The 14,803-nt window shown below is 34.5% G+C and carries 15 protein-coding genes; 8 read left to right on the top strand and 7 right to left on the bottom strand.

Going from position 1 to position 14,803, the window contains the following annotated elements; genetic code table 11:
- Positions 1 to 99: 99 nt before the first annotated feature.
- Complete coding sequence (locus tag ACNQF8_RS04465; protein ID WP_315205576.1) at positions 100 to 498, top strand: hypothetical protein; 399 nt, start codon at positions 100 to 102, stop codon at positions 496 to 498.
- A gap of 70 nt (positions 499 to 568) precedes the next feature.
- Here ACNQF8_RS04465 and ACNQF8_RS04460 read toward each other — a convergent pair whose 3' ends face one another.
- The 3 genes from ACNQF8_RS04460 to ACNQF8_RS04450 all read right to left on the bottom strand — a co-directional run bounded on the left by ACNQF8_RS04460 (position 569) and on the right by ACNQF8_RS04450 (position 3,047).
- On the bottom strand, positions 569 to 1,222 hold the full coding sequence (locus ACNQF8_RS04460; protein ID WP_417950959.1) for an HD domain-containing protein: 654 nt from the start codon (positions 1,220 to 1,222) through the stop codon (positions 569 to 571).
- A gap of 90 nt (positions 1,223 to 1,312) precedes the next feature.
- A complete protein-coding gene (locus ACNQF8_RS04455; RefSeq protein WP_196852559.1) occupies positions 1,313 to 2,302 on the bottom strand; it encodes an acyl-ACP desaturase in 990 nt (329 codons plus the stop codon).
- Positions 2,303 to 2,312: 10 nt separating this feature from the next.
- Positions 2,313 to 3,047 (bottom strand): lysophospholipid acyltransferase family protein, encoded by a 735-nt coding sequence (locus ACNQF8_RS04450; RefSeq protein ID WP_417950958.1) that lies wholly within the window; start codon positions 3,045 to 3,047, stop codon positions 2,313 to 2,315.
- Between the two features lie 125 nt (positions 3,048 to 3,172).
- On the opposite strand from ACNQF8_RS04450, the gene rnpA reads away from it, so the two are divergent.
- The 3 genes from rnpA (at position 3,173) to ACNQF8_RS04435 (ending at position 6,132) form a co-directional block, all read left to right on the top strand.
- Positions 3,173 to 3,583, top strand: a complete 411-nt coding sequence (gene rnpA / locus ACNQF8_RS04445) for a ribonuclease P protein component (RefSeq protein WP_417952958.1) — start codon at positions 3,173 to 3,175, stop codon at positions 3,581 to 3,583.
- Between the two features lie 108 nt (positions 3,584 to 3,691).
- Positions 3,692 to 5,326: a S41 family peptidase gene (locus ACNQF8_RS04440; RefSeq protein WP_417950956.1), complete on the top strand. Its 1,635-nt coding sequence runs from the start codon at positions 3,692 to 3,694 to the stop codon at positions 5,324 to 5,326.
- Positions 5,326 to 6,132, top strand: coding sequence for an OmpA family protein (locus ACNQF8_RS04435; RefSeq protein ID WP_417950955.1), 807 nt, complete (start codon positions 5,326 to 5,328; stop codon positions 6,130 to 6,132). The genes ACNQF8_RS04440 and ACNQF8_RS04435 overlap by 1 nt, the downstream gene beginning before the upstream one ends.
- On the opposite strand, the gene ACNQF8_RS04430 is transcribed toward ACNQF8_RS04435, so the two are convergent.
- From ACNQF8_RS04430 to ACNQF8_RS04415, 4 genes are all read right to left on the bottom strand, one after another.
- Positions 6,133 to 6,576 (bottom strand): GNAT family N-acetyltransferase, encoded by a 444-nt coding sequence (locus ACNQF8_RS04430; protein ID WP_417950954.1) that lies wholly within the window; start codon positions 6,574 to 6,576, stop codon positions 6,133 to 6,135.
- Between the two features lie 50 nt (positions 6,577 to 6,626).
- Positions 6,627 to 7,604 carry a DUF4837 family protein gene (locus ACNQF8_RS04425; RefSeq protein WP_417952957.1) on the bottom strand — a complete coding sequence of 326 codons (978 nt, stop codon included), beginning with the start codon at positions 7,602 to 7,604 and terminating at the stop codon, positions 6,627 to 6,629.
- Positions 7,605 to 7,652: 48 nt separating this feature from the next.
- On the bottom strand, positions 7,653 to 9,713 hold the full coding sequence (locus ACNQF8_RS04420; protein ID WP_417952956.1) for a LysM peptidoglycan-binding domain-containing protein: 2,061 nt from the start codon (positions 9,711 to 9,713) through the stop codon (positions 7,653 to 7,655).
- Between the two features lie 299 nt (positions 9,714 to 10,012).
- Positions 10,013 to 11,200: a phosphoglycerate kinase gene (locus ACNQF8_RS04415; protein ID WP_417952955.1), complete on the bottom strand. Its 1,188-nt coding sequence runs from the start codon at positions 11,198 to 11,200 to the stop codon at positions 10,013 to 10,015.
- Positions 11,201 to 11,485: 285 nt separating this feature from the next.
- Between ACNQF8_RS04415 and ACNQF8_RS04410 the strand changes: the two genes are divergently transcribed.
- The 4 genes from ACNQF8_RS04410 to recA all read left to right on the top strand — a co-directional run bounded on the left by ACNQF8_RS04410 (position 11,486) and on the right by recA (position 14,787).
- A complete protein-coding gene (locus tag ACNQF8_RS04410; RefSeq protein WP_417950950.1) occupies positions 11,486 to 12,634 on the top strand; it encodes a DNA polymerase III subunit in 1,149 nt (382 codons plus the stop codon).
- Between the two features lie 4 nt (positions 12,635 to 12,638).
- Positions 12,639 to 13,022, top strand: a complete 384-nt coding sequence (locus tag ACNQF8_RS04405; RefSeq protein WP_091166490.1) for a DoxX family membrane protein — start codon at positions 12,639 to 12,641, stop codon at positions 13,020 to 13,022.
- Between the two features lie 48 nt (positions 13,023 to 13,070).
- Complete coding sequence (locus tag ACNQF8_RS04400) at positions 13,071 to 13,580, top strand: acyl-CoA thioesterase (protein ID WP_282714026.1); 510 nt, start codon at positions 13,071 to 13,073, stop codon at positions 13,578 to 13,580.
- Positions 13,581 to 13,779: 199 nt separating this feature from the next.
- Positions 13,780 to 14,787, top strand: a complete 1,008-nt coding sequence (recA, locus tag ACNQF8_RS04395; protein WP_099716226.1) for a recombinase RecA — start codon at positions 13,780 to 13,782, stop codon at positions 14,785 to 14,787.
- The last annotated feature ends 16 nt before the right edge of the window (positions 14,788 to 14,803 follow it).

Raw genomic sequence — 14,803 nt, 5'->3', positions numbered from 1 at the left:
CGTTTAAAATAATCTTTCCTTAAAAGAGATTGTTTGGTTTACAACACTTAATTTTACAGACCCGTTTCGGAATATAACACATCATCTAAAAATCAACATATGTCCTTCCAACCTGTATTTGTACTTTTCTGGGAAAAGGTAAAAGAAAGTATCGAAAACCATACCTACGCTAAACTTACGCTTGCCAAAACAATTGGTGATACCGAACTGAAAAATATTTATGTGCGTCCAGTTTTATTGGAAAATGACGTATTTAGTCTTTCGGTTACGGCGCGCTACAAAACCGAAGAAGTAGAAAGTTTCCATACGCTTGACGAAGCTTTTATTATATTGGCTCCGTATATGAATAATCCTTTTTTGACAGCGCTGCTATTTACTACGGAGAATGATATCACCTTTAAACTCAATAAAAAAAGAGTGGGAACCATTATTGAGCAAGCGCCCACTTTTAAAAACGCTTCGGATGTTATTCTGGAGATGAAAGAAAAAGGAATTTAAAAAACAATTTGCATTGTAGAGACGCACTGCAGTGCGTCTCTACTATCGTGCGTCTTCACAATCAAAAATATTACTTTTCCCCTTCCCATTCCGCATAAAACTTCGCCAGAAATCCTTCCATATAATGATGTCTTTCTTGTGCAATTTGTTTTCCGGTTTGGGTATTCATCTTATCTTTTAAGAGCAATAACTTCTCGTAGAAATGATTGAGCGTTGGAGAATCATTCTTTTTGTATTCTTCCTTTGTCATACTGGAATTTGGGGCGATATTAGGGTCATATAGCGCTCTATTTTTAAATCCGCCGTAATTGAATGTTCTCGCGATTCCAATGGCGCCAATCGCATCTAACCGATCTGCATCCTGAACCACATCTAATTCTATTGATGAGAATTTCTTTTCGAAATTACCGCCTTTGTATGAGATGTTTTCAATGATATTCACCACATGAGTGATAATCTCCTCATCAACATTTTCTGATTCTAAAAATTCTCGGGCAATTCTTGGCCCAACGGTTTCGTCTCCGTCATGAAACTTACTGTCGGCAATATCATGAAGCAAAGCCCCAAGTTTCACAACCGTAACGTCACAAACTTCATTTTTTGAAATCAGAACAGCATTTTTAAACACTCTTTCGATATGGAACCAGTCGTGTCCGCCTTCGGCATTTTCTAGTTTTTCTTTTACAAAAAGAATCGTTTTGTTTATTAAATCAGGGTTTGTCATTGTTTATTATATTTTAAAAAAAATGTTGAATTTCAAAGTTCTCCAACTTCAAAATTCAACATTTTTATTCTTTATTTAGAACTCAAAAATCTATCTTACTAAAGCTGGCTCAACCCATTTGAAGATATGTGATTCTTGTGGAATGACTAATCTTTCTGAAATTTTTGCCATTCTTCCTGGTAACTTCATCAAATAATCACGGGCTTTTTCTGCTTCATCTGTCAAACCGGAAATTTTATCAATTTCCCATTTGTCAATTAATTTTTGCATAATATCCACATAATCCGCTGCGGTATAAACCCCAATTCTTTGTGCCGAATCAGAAAACTGTTCGAAAGCAGTGCTTATCTTTTCACCGGATTCTCTCAAGAAATGTGCCGGCATAACGATTTTTGCTTTCATCATGTATTGAAACGCAAGCATCATTTCACTTGGATCAACTTGAAAAATACGGTTTACAAATTCGCTATATGCATGATGATGACGCATCTCGTCACCAGCAATCATTTTGCACATTTTAGACAATTTGTTATCACCATATTTCTTAGCCATTTGCGCTACTCTGTTGTGTGAAACGTATGTCGCTAATTCTTGAAAACTGGTGTACACAAAATTTTTGTATGGATCTCTTCCGGTTCCAATATCAAAACCGTCGTTGATAAGGTGCTGCGTTGTCATTTCTACTTCGCGCATGTTTACACGACCCGATAAATACAAATACTTGTTCAGTAAATCACCGTGACGATTTTCCTCTCCAGTCCATTGTCTGATCCATTTAGACCAACCGTTACGCTCTACATTATCAATTCCTTCTACGTCCATTAACCAGGATTCGTAAGTTGGTAAAGCTTCCTCAGTAATGGTATCACCTACTAAAGTTACCCAGAAATCATATGGTAATTCTTTTGCAATTTCGCGTAATTCTTTGACCTCATCAAAAAAAGTATCGCTTTGGGAATTAGGCAAAAAATCAGTTGGTTGCCATATTTTCTCCACTGGAATTAGATACTGATCGACAAAGCTGTCTACGTTTTTTTCCAAAAACTGCATTACTTCTAATCGAATGTTTTTTATTGACATTATATATAAATTAAATTTTTATTCCTTGAACAACTGCTGTTTCTGTTTTTTCTATTAAATCAGCAAAATCATAATCCTTAACCGCTAACGGTTTATGTACCACAAAGGTAAGGCGATTTCCTAAACCTAAAGGGAAAAACCCGTATTTAACTATTTTCCAAGAATTGTTTATACTTACTGGAACCACATATGCCGAGGGCGCATATTTACATAAAATTTTCAAACCGCTTTGGGCAAACTCTTTTGGTTTACCAGTCTTGCTTCGTGTTCCTTCCGGAAAAATAACTGCAGAACGGTTGTGTTTTTCAATATATTCTGATAATCCTTTGATAGCCGGAATGGCTTGTTTGGGATCTTTACGATCGATAAGAACAGAACCTCCATGACGTAAATTAAAAGATACACTCGGGATACCTTTTCCTAATTCTTTCTTACTGACAAATTTACAATGAAATCGGCGGAAAAACCAAATCATAGCAATAATATCGTACATACTTTGATGATTGGACACAAAAATCAAAGGAACATCTTTTGGAATGCTTTCTATGTTTTCAAATTTGTACGTTGTTCCCAAAAGATTTGTGCATCTCAATAAGAAAAAATTCAAATAATCGACACTTTTTTTATGGGCTTGATAACCAAAAACATTGAAGCAAACCCACTGAATTGGATGAAAAATAACCAATGTAAGACCGAAACATAAATAATAAATTACGGAAATGGGATACGAAATTAGTTTTTGCATGCTTTAAAAATTTGCCACAAAAGTAAGAAATATATTTTTAGCGGTATTTAAATCCGAAACAATATACAGGCTCAACGTTTAATCGTAACTTTGCGCGTCAAAATCAATGTCTTTTTTATATTAAAATGAACTTCACTTACCCAAAAAACGAAAAGCTAAAAAGCAAAATAACCATTGGATTATTATTTACCGAAGGAAAATCAGTATCTAAATATCCGTTGCGATTGGTGTATAAAGCCGGTTCTTTTGACGCGAGTGAAAAAATAAAAATGGGAGTTTCTGTTTCCAAAAAGAATTTTAAGAAAGCCGTAGACCGCAATTACTTCAAGCGGGTACTACGCGAAACCTATCGACTGAATAAACACCTATTGATTGACAATCTGGACCAACCATATTCCTTTATGTTTTTTTATCAAACTAAAAATCGCTTGACATACGAGGAAATTAATACCAAAACAATTCAATTATTTGAGAAGTTTATTGCTCAAAACATTAAAAAACCAGCATCAGAAAGCGATTCTATTTCTGAAATTTAAACATTTGACATATTCTTATTAAACAAAGTTGCGTTTAGATTTAGTCCTGCCTAATTGTTTGATGATTTATTGTTATTTTAGTGGTCTCAAATTTAGTTAATTAAACCTATGAACTTCTTCAAAAAAAAATTCATAATTCCCGTTGTAGCTTCGGCATTTCTGTTTATTGGAACCAGTTTCAAAGACGATTTTTTCGAAATTGCCAAACAAATCGAGATATTCACCACACTTTTCAAGGAATTAAATCGAAATTATGTCGATGAAACCAATCCTGGTGACTTAATGGATAAAGCCATCAAAGGAATGCTGGCTAATTTAGATCCGTACACCGTTTATTTCAACGAGCAGGATGTGGTGCGATTTAAGATAAATAACACTGGAGAATATACTGGAATAGGCGCTCTACTGACTCGGAAAGAAGATAAATTAATCGTCAAGGAAGCCTATAAAAACTTCCCTGCGGATAAAGCCGGCCTTAAAGCGGGTGATGAAATTACTCAAATAGGCGATGTATTGTTATCTGATTTCAAAGAAGATGCTTCTCAGCTTTTTAAAGGTACTAAAAACACGAAGATTGACATTAAATACATCCGTCAGGGAAAAATGAGCACCACTCAAATTATTCTGGACGAAGTCGAAATAAAATCGGTTCCCTTTTTCGCAAAAATAGATGACAAAACCGGATATATTGTATTGTCTCATTTTAACAAAAAAGCGTCCTTCGAGACCAAAGAAGCATTGGAGCAATTAAAAAAAGACGGTGCGGAACGCATTGTTTTGGATTTAAGAGATAATCCGGGCGGACTTTTGAATGAAGCTGTGAATATCTGTAATTTATTTGTTCCAAAAAACGAGATTATAGTTACTACAAAATCAAAAATAGAAAAACACAACAGCACCTATAAAACAAGCAAAGATCCTGTAGACACTGAAATCCCTTTGATTATTATTGTCAATGGCAGAAGTGCATCTGCTTCAGAAATTGTGGCTGGCGCCTTGCAGGATTTAGATCGTGCAGTGGTGGTAGGTAGCCGTAGTTTTGGAAAAGGATTGGTACAAAGACCTGTAGATTTAACTTTCGGAACACAACTAAAAGTAACCATTTCACGCTATTACACGCCGTCTGGAAGATGTATTCAAGCATTAGATTACACCCGAAAAGACAAAAATGGGAAAGCCATAAAGACCGAAGAGAAAAACTATAATGCTTTTAAAACCAGAAAAGGGAGAACCGTTTATGATGGTGGCGGTATTCAACCCGATGTGGAACTGGAGGAAGCAAAATTAAGTCCAATAACGGATGCCTTGATAAAAAATGACGGAATTTTTAATTACGTAACCAGTTATTATTATAAAAATCCCGATTTAGGAAACCGCATTCCTACCGTTACTGACGCTGATTTCTTGGATTTCAAACAGTTTTTAAAAGTACAAAAATTCTCTTTTGACACTGAAACAGAACTCGCTTTGAAAAACACTTTGGCTGTAGCCAAAAAAGAAAAAATAGAGGAATCCATACTTACAGAATACCAACAATTGCTTACTGCACTTCAGAAAAGTGAGAATGCTTTATTAGATAAAAACCAAAAAGAAATTAAAAATCTGATTTTGGATGAAATCATTAAACGCTATCAATACCAAGAAGGATTGTATCAATATTACATAAAAAACAATTCGGAGATTAAGAAAGCGGTGAGCATTTTGAACAACAACTCTGAGTATAAGACTATTTTAAAAATATAATGAAGAACTTATTTAGTCTAATCTTTTTGCTTTTTTTTAGTTACTTAACCGCTCAAATTAAAACCGCAGAAACCGTATATTTTGAATTTGATAAATACAATCTTTATAACGACCAGATACAAACTATTGTCGATTTTATAAAAAGAGTAGATACTGCAAAAGTCGAATCCATTCAGATTTATGGGTATTGTGACGATAGAGGTGATAATGATTACAATTATAAATTATCAGACAACAGAGTAAAAACAGTTCAAGATATCCTGACTTCAAATGGTTTTAATAAAAACAAAATTGTTATTATCGAAGGGAAAGGTCGGGTGATTTTAACAAATGATCCTTTTGAAAATTTAACTGAAATCCGTTCCAAAAATAGGCGTGTTGATTTACTAATTGTAAAGAAAAACAGTTTTGGAAAAGGAATTTACAACTCTTTTCAGGACAATCATAAAGTTGGTGACCGAGTCTATCTAGAAACTATTTTATTTCCTTTGGGAAGCAGCAAATTAACGGAACAATCCAAAGTGGAATTAGACAAAATTTCAAAAATTTTGCAAAAACAAAAGAACATACAATTCGAGATTAAAGGTCATGTATGTTGCACTCCAAGCTATTACGATGATGCCATCGATAAAGACAGCCACGAAAGAAAACTTTCTTTGAATCGAGCCAAAAATGTGTACAAATACCTCATGTCTAAAGGCATAAACAGCCTTAGAATGAAATACACAGGGTGTGGAAATAAATTCCCTACGGGTTTAGGAGAAGAACTAGACCGAAGAGTCGAGTTTCTTATTTTGAAAATTTAATTATTCTCTTTTCATCTCAATATGCGGAATATCATCTTCCAGATACATTTCGCTGGTTTGCACAAATCCGTGGTTTTCGTAGAATTTTTTTAGATACAACTGCGCTCCAATAGTGATTTTGCTTTCGCCAAAATGATACGCAATACCGGCAATTGATTCTCGCATTAAGTCATGTCCCCATTTTCTGTCACGATAATTAGCATCGACAGTTACCCTACCGATAGAAGCATTGTCAAAACTGATTCCTGGCTTGAATAATCTGGAATGAGCCACAATTTTACCGTCAAATTCACCTATAAGATGTAACGCTACTTTATCTTTCCCGTCAAGATCAAGATAAACGCAATTTTGCTCCACTACGAAGATCTCACTTCTTAATTGCAACAAATCATATAGTTCGTGAACCGTTAGTGCGTCAAACGCCTTAATTTTCCATTGTAACATCGTGCCTCTTTTTTATGTTTTTTGTATTGTACAAATAAAAGAAAATAAGATTATCTTTTCAATACATCTACTGATTTTATAATAGATTCCAATTCATGCATCAGATCGCGTTTTTCTTTGGATGGCGCATAACAAAAACCTTCTAAAACCAGTATTCGATTGTATTCCTTATCGATAATGGCATAATTGATAAAAGGACCCGACATGAAATCATTATTTAACTCCCAAGTTCCCTTCGTTTCAAAGGTTTCCTTATCGTTAAGAGTAATCTTAGAAAGGTATGGCGCATAGGCCTCCTCTGTAATCATAGTAGTGTTAGGTTCGGTTCCGCTGATGTATAATTTCCCAATGGAATCTCTCATTTTTATAATACTGGAGATTAAATCCCCATCTTTTTTTATCGAGCTTAAAGGAACCTGATAAATTAAAAGACTCGTGTTTCCACCGATAATTTCCTTTTTTAACCACATAAAATTACTTTTGTGAAGCACGTATGCATAACCGGAAGGAACCTGCAATGTGATGTGGAATTTATTCGAAATTACCTTAGGGTCAATATGGGATTGACTGTTGATCTTCTGTGTTTCAGCTATTTCTGCCTGCTTGATCAGCTGAATCATTTTGGGCGCATTTTTTTCAATGCTTGCTATAATATCTGCACTTGTTTTACCAGAAATATGAAATACATTCTGAGGGGATGCATATTGATCTTTTACAATCTCAAATTTGTTTATATCGCCTTTCTTTATCACAATAATCGCTCTGGTATCAGTCATAAAACCTTCCAAAAGCTTAACTGGATATTGATTGATGTTGAAAAGTGGTTCTTCCTGTGGCAATCCAATTACCGGAGATGCAAACTTGTTTCGAATGCTGTCTCCTACATCACCATTCCATAACTGATCGTCAATAATAACTGAAATAGTATTGATTTTCCCCGAAGTTTTTCGCGGCAAAGATTCATTTTCCTTTTTACAAGAAAACAACATCAGAGAAATCAGAAGAAATAAAAAATGGGCTTTATTCATTGCTATTCAATTATAAAATAAAACCCAAATTTATAGAAGTTTATCGTATTATCCGTTTATTTTTAACTTCATTCCAGGCTTGAGTTCTTCATTGCGAATACCGTTCCATTTTTTTAAGTCAGAAATGGTTACTCCTGGATATTTTTTAGAAATACTATACAAGGAATCTCCTTTTTTAACATAGTAATCAATCGCTTCTTTCTTAGAAGAATCGGTGATATTCGTTTTTTTCTTAAACGAATTTACGGTTGCTTTATTGGTATTAATCACAATTTCATCTTTGGCAACAATCAAAGTGGCGCCTACGCCAATCGTATTGTCCTGTAAATTATTCCATTGTTTTAAATCCATTAATGATGCTCCAAATTTCTTAGCGATATTCCCTAAATTATCTCCTTGTAACACAACATATTCAATGTCTTTTCGCTCCGGAGCTGAAACTAATTCTTCTTTACGGTCAGACTCTTTTTTTACAACTTGCAATGAAGCTCCTAATTGCACATTATCACTGGAAAGGTGATTCCATTCTTGGATTTCGGCAACGGTAACATCATATTTCTTTGCAATACTTCCTAAATTATCTCCTTTTTGAACCACATAAAATGCAGGTGCATTAGATATTATCGGTTCTTGTTGCGTTGTTTTTTTAGTTCTTTCATCCTTATTGGCTTTCACTTCAGAAGCGACTATTCTTTGATTGCTCGAAATTTTCTCTGATGGAACCAATTCCATTTTAGGTTCCTTCTTTAAAGTTGTCAAATCAGCACCAATCACTATTTTTAAACTTTTTCCATAAGCCAAAGCATTACTTTTAAGTTTATTCCATTTTTTTATGTCTGAAACATCAACGTCATATTTACTGGCAATCATAGTCAGATTATCTCCGCGTTTTACTTTATAATACGCTGTTTTTGGCAGTGCAATCTTCTGAATCGTGTAATTCGCAGTGTCCTTTACAGCCAGGGCTTTTTCAATCTGAAATGGCTTTTCACGTTTGTCTGATTCATATTGAGTGTAAGCATAAATCTGAGCTTCATTAGACGCAAAAACGGCTATTTTTTCTTGTGGCAACCTCAAATAATGATTTTCATCATGATAAAACGGAATCACATTTAGCTTGTATGAAGGATTCAAAACCTGCAATTGTGCTACCGGAACATCTAATAAATCTGATATTTGCTTGAACGTCATTTGCTTCTTAATCATAATCGTATCTGTGGCAAAATGCTTCACTGATGCTCTGTTAGGAACAATTCCGTGTTCTTTATGGTATTCATAAATGTACATTGTAGCAAGAAAAGCAGGTACATATCCTTGTGTTTCTTTAGGAAGATTTTTTCTAATGTTCCAATAGTTTTGTTGCCCCCCGGAACGTCTGATTGCTTTTGCAACATTACCCGGACCAGAATTATAAGACGCCAAAACTAAATCCCAATCGCCAAATATTTTATACATATTTGTCATGTATTGCGCAGCGGCTTCACTGGCTCTCAATGGATCACTGCGTTCATCAACATAGGAATCAATTTTCAAACCGTATTGTTTTCCGGTTTGATACATAAACTGCCAAAGTCCTGTGGCGCCCATTTTAGAAACTGCTTTTGGATTCAAAGCCGATTCCACAATAGCCAAATATTTTATCTCCAAAGGAACATTTTGTTTCGCCAAAGCTTCTTCAAAAAGCGGAAAATAATATTCTGATGTGCCCATCAAGCGCTCAAAAGATTTTTTTCTATTTTTTAGAAATGATTTAATGATATTTTCCAGACCTTGATTGTATTCGATATTGAAAGGTGATTTGGCATCCATTGCCGCCAATCTTTCTTTCAAAAGGGCAGTTGGCAATTCATAATCGACTATTTGGTCAATATTAATGTTCTTAATATCATCCGATAGGTTGTTGTATAAATCCAGGTTTGTTAATTCTTTCATCCACAAACTGTCAACACAAGATGCTAAGTCATCTTTTATGAAGGTTTTCTTGATGGAATCTAAATAGGATAATTTTGTTTCTACTCTTACAACATCTTTATTTACAACTGTTTCTTGCGAAAATAAATGCACGGATGCTAATAGAAAAAACGATAGGGTGGTATTTTTTATATTCATATTTTTACGATCAAAGACCTATATTTCAAATGATTACAAAGCTTGTTTTTACAAACTTAACAGGTTTAAACTAAAAAATTCTATAAATATTGTTAAAAATGTAATCTTTAGTTCTTTTATAAAGAATTTTCAGTGGTTTTAGAGGCAAAATTCCCTTTAAAAAAACAATTCTTGAAATTTAAAACAAAAAACCTCAGCGATAAATAGTATCGCTAAGGTTTTTATTGAATTTTGTTACCGGTTTTTAATTTGAAATCATTACAAATCAAACCGGTTTATATTTATTTAGCAATACGGTATTAGTCAAGAATAGCTGCTATTCCTGGCAATGTTCTACCTTCAAGCATTTCTAGCATGGCACCACCACCTGTTGATACGTAGCTCATTTTATCTTCTAAGCCAAATTGTTTTACTGCAGCTACAGAATCTCCTCCACCTACAAGTGAAAACGCTCCGTTTGCAGTAGATTCAGCAATGAAGTTACCCAAAGCAATGGTTCCGTTAGCAAAACTTTCCATTTCAAAAACACCTAATGGTCCGTTCCAAAGGATAGTTTTAGAATCCATAATTACTTTTTTGAAGTTTTCCAAAGATTTTGGTCCTGCATCCAATCCTTGCCATCCATCAGGAATTTCTTTTACATCAACTATTTGAGTATCGGCAGTATTTGAGAAAGCATTTGCAGCTACAACATCAACTGGAATGTGAATTTGAACTCCTTTTTCCTTAGCCAATCTCAATATTTCCAATGCCAATTCTTGTTTGTCATCTTCACAAATAGAATCTCCAATTTTACCTCCTAATGCTTTTACAAAAGTAAAAGTCATTCCTCCGCCAATAATCATGTGGTCTACTTTGTCTAAAATATTCTCGATAACCGTAATTTTAGAAGAAACTTTAGATCCACCAAGAACTGCTGTTACCGGTTTTTTACTGTTTTTCAAAACTTTGTTCAAGCTTTCGATTTCTTTAGCCAATAACAATCCGAAACATTTTTCTGTTGGGAAAAACTGAGCGATAATTGTAGTCGAAGCGTGCGCTCTGTGTGCAGTTCCAAAAGCATCGTTTACATAAATATCACCAAGTGACGCTAGTTCTTTTGCGAAAGCAACATCACCAGCTTCTTCTTCCTCATGAAAACGTAGATTTTCTAATAACAAAACTTCTCCAACTTGTAATTTTTCAGCAGCATTTTTAGCTTCCTCACCAATACAGTTTGAAGCAAACTGAACAGGTACTCCAAGTACTTCTGAAGTTGTTTTCAAGATATGTTTCAATGAAAATTTTTCTTCAACACCTTTTGGTCTGCCTAAATGTGACATTAAAATTACGCTTCCGCCTTGAGCCAGAATAGCATCAATTGTAGGTTTTGCCGCTTCGATACGAGTTGCATCTGTTACATTGAAGTTTTCATCTAAAGGCACGTTGAAATCTACGCGGATTATGGCTTTTTTATTTTTGAAATCAAAATCGTTTAAAGTTTTCATTAGGTCTATTTTTAGTTTGTTTATTTGTAAAATGATAACAAATATAGAACTTTTAGACTATTAATAAATTTGATGAAATCAAATAAATCCCGTTTTTAGTAACGAAATCGATGTAAATTAATAAACAATGTGTCTTTTTATTATTATAACTGTTTTTAATTCTGAAATATGTTAAATTAAATGTCTTAAAAAATATCCTGATCCAGCTGTAAATTTGAAAATTCATACTACAAAACTTTGCATCCGAAAATTTTAGACTAAACCATTTTCTGCTATCTTTGCTTTATGCAATTTTCAGAAATTTTAGGACAAGAACACATTAAAAGTCATTTGACAAGAAGTGCTAATTTGGGAAGAATTCCACATGCGCAACTGTTTGTTGGTCCTGAAGGAAGCGGTACTTTACCCATGGCTATTGCTTATGCACAATACATCATTTGCAACAATCAAAACGCAGAAAACTCGGGTTCAAATGAAGCGTGCAACATCAAATTTCAGAAAACTTCGCATCCCGATTTGCATTTTATTTACCCAACCGTAAGTACCGAAGATGTAAAAACGAAACCAAAAAGCATCGATTTTATCACGGAATGGAGAGATTTTTTAAACCTAAATCCATACGGAAGTTTGTTTGATTGGTATCAAATATTAGGTGTTAAAAACAAACAAGGAGAAATTAGGGTTGATGATGCACAGGAAATCTTGAAATCGTTAGCGTTGAAATCCTACGAAGGCGGATACAAAGTAATGATCATTTGGATGGCTGATAAACTAAACATTGCAGCTTCCAATAAATTATTAAAACTACTCGAAGAACCTACCGACAGAACGGTTTTTATTCTGATTTCAGAAAACGAAGAAGATATTATCCAAACCATTCGTTCCCGATGCCAAGTTCTACATTTCAACGGATTAAGTGAAACCATAATCGCTGAAGCATTAGTTTCAAGAGAAAATACGGAATCAAGAGAAGCCTTAAAAATAGCGCATCAAGCACAAGGAAATTATAACAAAGCATTGCAATTATTACAACCGGACAGCGAATCGGTTTTTTTTGAAAAATGGTTTGTTGATTGGGTTCGAGCCGCTTTTAGAGCAAAAGGAAACGCAGCGGCTATTCAGGATTTGATTCAATGGAGCGAACAAATTGCCGGTTTAGGAAGAGAAACTCAAAAGAAGTTTTTACATTTTTGTATCGATATGTTCCGTCAGGCCTTGTTGTTGAATTATCAAACCGCAAGTTTAGTTTACATAGAGCCAAAAGTGGAAAAATTCAAATTGGAGAATTTTGCCCCTTTCGTGAATGGCAACAACATAAATGATATTTTCAAAGAACTTTCGGATGCTATGTATCACATTGAACGCAACGGAAACGCAAAAATTATTTTAACCGATTTATCTATAAAACTTACCCGTTTAATTCACAAAAAATAAAAAAATGAACAACATTACTTCGATTTTAATTTTAATTTTTCTGGCCATTACTTTCCTGCAATCTGGTTACGACAAACTGTTTTATTGGAAAGATAATGTCGACTGGCTGAAAGGTCATTTTGCCAAAACTCCATTAAAAAACCATGTGCCGTTAGCATTACTTAACATTCTAATATTAGAATTAATTTCTGGTATTTTATGCGTAGTGGGTTGCATTGAATTATTCGTAAATAATGGCAGAATATTCGGTTTTTACGGAGCTGTCTTCTCTTGTATCACTTTATTGATGTTGCTTTTCGGACAGCGATTAGCAAAAGATTACGATGGTGCCAGAACAATTGTTATCTATTTTATCCCTGCAATATTAGCAGTTTATTGGTTAAACTAAAACCATACTATTATTAAAAACAACAATTTCCTTTTTACATAAAAAAACATGACTCCAAAACATCCTTCAGAATCCCTGACTATATTAACTGATTTGGTTTTACCAAGTGAGACCAATCCTTTGAATAATCTTTTTGGTGGCGAATTATTGGCCCGTATGGATCGCGCTGCGAGTATTGCGGCACGAAGACACTCCAGAAGAATTGTAGTTACGGCTTCGGTAAATCACGTTGCCTTTAACAGAGCCATTCCGCTGGGGAGTGTTGTTACTGTTGAAGCAAAAGTTTCAAGATCGTTTAAAAGTTCTATGGAAATTTTTATTGACATTTGGGTAGAAGACAGAGAGTCTGGCAACAAAACCAAAGCCAACGAAGCAATTTATACTTTTGTTGCGGTTGATGATACCGGAAGACCTGTAGAAGTGCCACAAATAGTTCCGGAAACTGAGCTGGAAAAACAACGTTTTGATGCCGCATTGAGACGCAAACAACTAAGTCTAGTTTTAGCAGGAAAATTAAATCCTCATGAAGCTACTGAATTGAAGGCCTTGTTCCTATAACACAAATAATCAACTTATTTTTTATTGAAAATTAGATTTAAAATATTCTTGAAAGAGAAAATTCACATTAAAAAAAGAAGTATTTTTACGAAAATAAATGTTCGCACACAAATGAAATTTTCAGGATAATTAGTCATTCTGTCAGTTTCTTAGAGTTATAAAATAATACAAATAGATGAAAGAAAAGGTAAAAGAGAAGATGAGTACAGAGAAAGAATCCAAATTAAAAGCGCTACAACTTACGCTTGACAAACTTGACAAAACGTACGGAAAAGGAACGGTGATGAAAATGGGAGATAAAGCCATTGAAGAAGTGGAAACTATCTCATCAGGATCTTTAGGAATCGATTTAGCATTAGGCGTTGGCGGTTACCCAAGAGGTAGAATTATTGAAATATACGGTCCGGAATCTTCTGGAAAAACAACCTTAACACTTCATGCTATTGCCGAAGCTCAAAAAGCAGGTGGAATTGCTGCTTTTATTGATGCGGAACATGCTTTCGATAGAAATTACGCAGAGAAATTAGGGGTAGATATCGAAAACTTAATCATATCGCAACCAGACAACGGAGAACAAGCTTTAGAAATTGCGGAGAACTTAATTCGTTCAGGAGCGATTGACATTGTAGTAATTGACTCAGTTGCCGCATTAACTCCAAAAAGTGAAATTGAAGGAGAAATGGGAGATTCTAAAATGGGTCTTCACGCTCGTTTAATGTCTCAAGCATTGCGTAAATTAACAGGAACCATCAGTAAAACAAATTGTACTGTTTTCTTTATTAACCAATTAAGAGAGAAAATCGGTGTAATGTTTGGAAATCCAGAAACTACAACTGGAGGAAATGCATTGAAGTTTTACGCTTCGGTTCGTTTAGATATCCGTCGTTCCACACAAATTAAAGATGGCGATAATGTCCTTGGAAACAGAACCAAAGTAAAAGTGGTGAAAAACAAAGTAGCTCCACCATTTAAAATCGCTGAATTTGACATCATGTATGGTGAAGGAATTTCAAAAACAGGAGAAATTTTAGATCTTGCAGTAGAATTTGAAATCATCAAAAAAGCGGGATCTTGGTTCAGTTATGGTGAAACCAAATTAGGACAAGGTCGTGATGCTGTTAAGTCTTTAATAAAAGACAATCCGGAACTAGCGGATGAACTTGAAGAAAAAATTAAAGCCAGAATAAAAGAATTGGCAGAAGCATAAAAACTAAAACCCGAGA

Source organism: Flavobacterium labens (genome assembly GCF_048286755.1).
Lineage (GTDB): Bacteria > Bacteroidota > Bacteroidia > Flavobacteriales > Flavobacteriaceae > Flavobacterium.
The sequence above is the reverse complement of the archived record's forward strand: the minus strand, read 5'-3'. Positions and strand labels throughout refer to the sequence as shown.

What these genes read in the sequence shown, in the direction of transcription:
- ACNQF8_RS04465 (WP_315205576.1), top strand. Translation starts at nt 100, where the DNA reads ATGTCCTTCCAACCTGTATTTGTACTTTTCTGGGAAAAGGTAAAAGAA.
- ACNQF8_RS04460 (WP_417950959.1), bottom strand. Translation starts at nt 1,222, where the DNA reads ATGACAAACCCTGATTTAATAAACAAAACGATTCTTTTTGTAAAAGAA.
- ACNQF8_RS04455 (WP_196852559.1), bottom strand. Translation starts at nt 2,302, where the DNA reads ATGTCAATAAAAAACATTCGATTAGAAGTAATGCAGTTTTTGGAAAAA.
- ACNQF8_RS04450 (WP_417950958.1), bottom strand. Translation starts at nt 3,047, where the DNA reads ATGCAAAAACTAATTTCGTATCCCATTTCCGTAATTTATTATTTATGT.
- rnpA (WP_417952958.1), top strand. Translation starts at nt 3,173, where the DNA reads ATGAACTTCACTTACCCAAAAAACGAAAAGCTAAAAAGCAAAATAACC.
- ACNQF8_RS04440 (WP_417950956.1), top strand. Translation starts at nt 3,692, where the DNA reads ATGAACTTCTTCAAAAAAAAATTCATAATTCCCGTTGTAGCTTCGGCA.
- ACNQF8_RS04435 (WP_417950955.1), top strand. Translation starts at nt 5,326, where the DNA reads ATGAAGAACTTATTTAGTCTAATCTTTTTGCTTTTTTTTAGTTACTTA.
- ACNQF8_RS04430 (WP_417950954.1), bottom strand. Translation starts at nt 6,576, where the DNA reads ATGTTACAATGGAAAATTAAGGCGTTTGACGCACTAACGGTTCACGAA.
- ACNQF8_RS04425 (WP_417952957.1), bottom strand. Translation starts at nt 7,604, where the DNA reads ATGAATAAAGCCCATTTTTTATTTCTTCTGATTTCTCTGATGTTGTTT.
- ACNQF8_RS04420 (WP_417952956.1), bottom strand. Translation starts at nt 9,713, where the DNA reads ATGAATATAAAAAATACCACCCTATCGTTTTTTCTATTAGCATCCGTG.
- ACNQF8_RS04415 (WP_417952955.1), bottom strand. Translation starts at nt 11,200, where the DNA reads ATGAAAACTTTAAACGATTTTGATTTCAAAAATAAAAAAGCCATAATC.
- ACNQF8_RS04410 (WP_417950950.1), top strand. Translation starts at nt 11,486, where the DNA reads ATGCAATTTTCAGAAATTTTAGGACAAGAACACATTAAAAGTCATTTG.
- ACNQF8_RS04405 (WP_091166490.1), top strand. Translation starts at nt 12,639, where the DNA reads ATGAACAACATTACTTCGATTTTAATTTTAATTTTTCTGGCCATTACT.
- ACNQF8_RS04400 (WP_282714026.1), top strand. Translation starts at nt 13,071, where the DNA reads ATGACTCCAAAACATCCTTCAGAATCCCTGACTATATTAACTGATTTG.
- recA (WP_099716226.1), top strand. Translation starts at nt 13,780, where the DNA reads ATGAGTACAGAGAAAGAATCCAAATTAAAAGCGCTACAACTTACGCTT.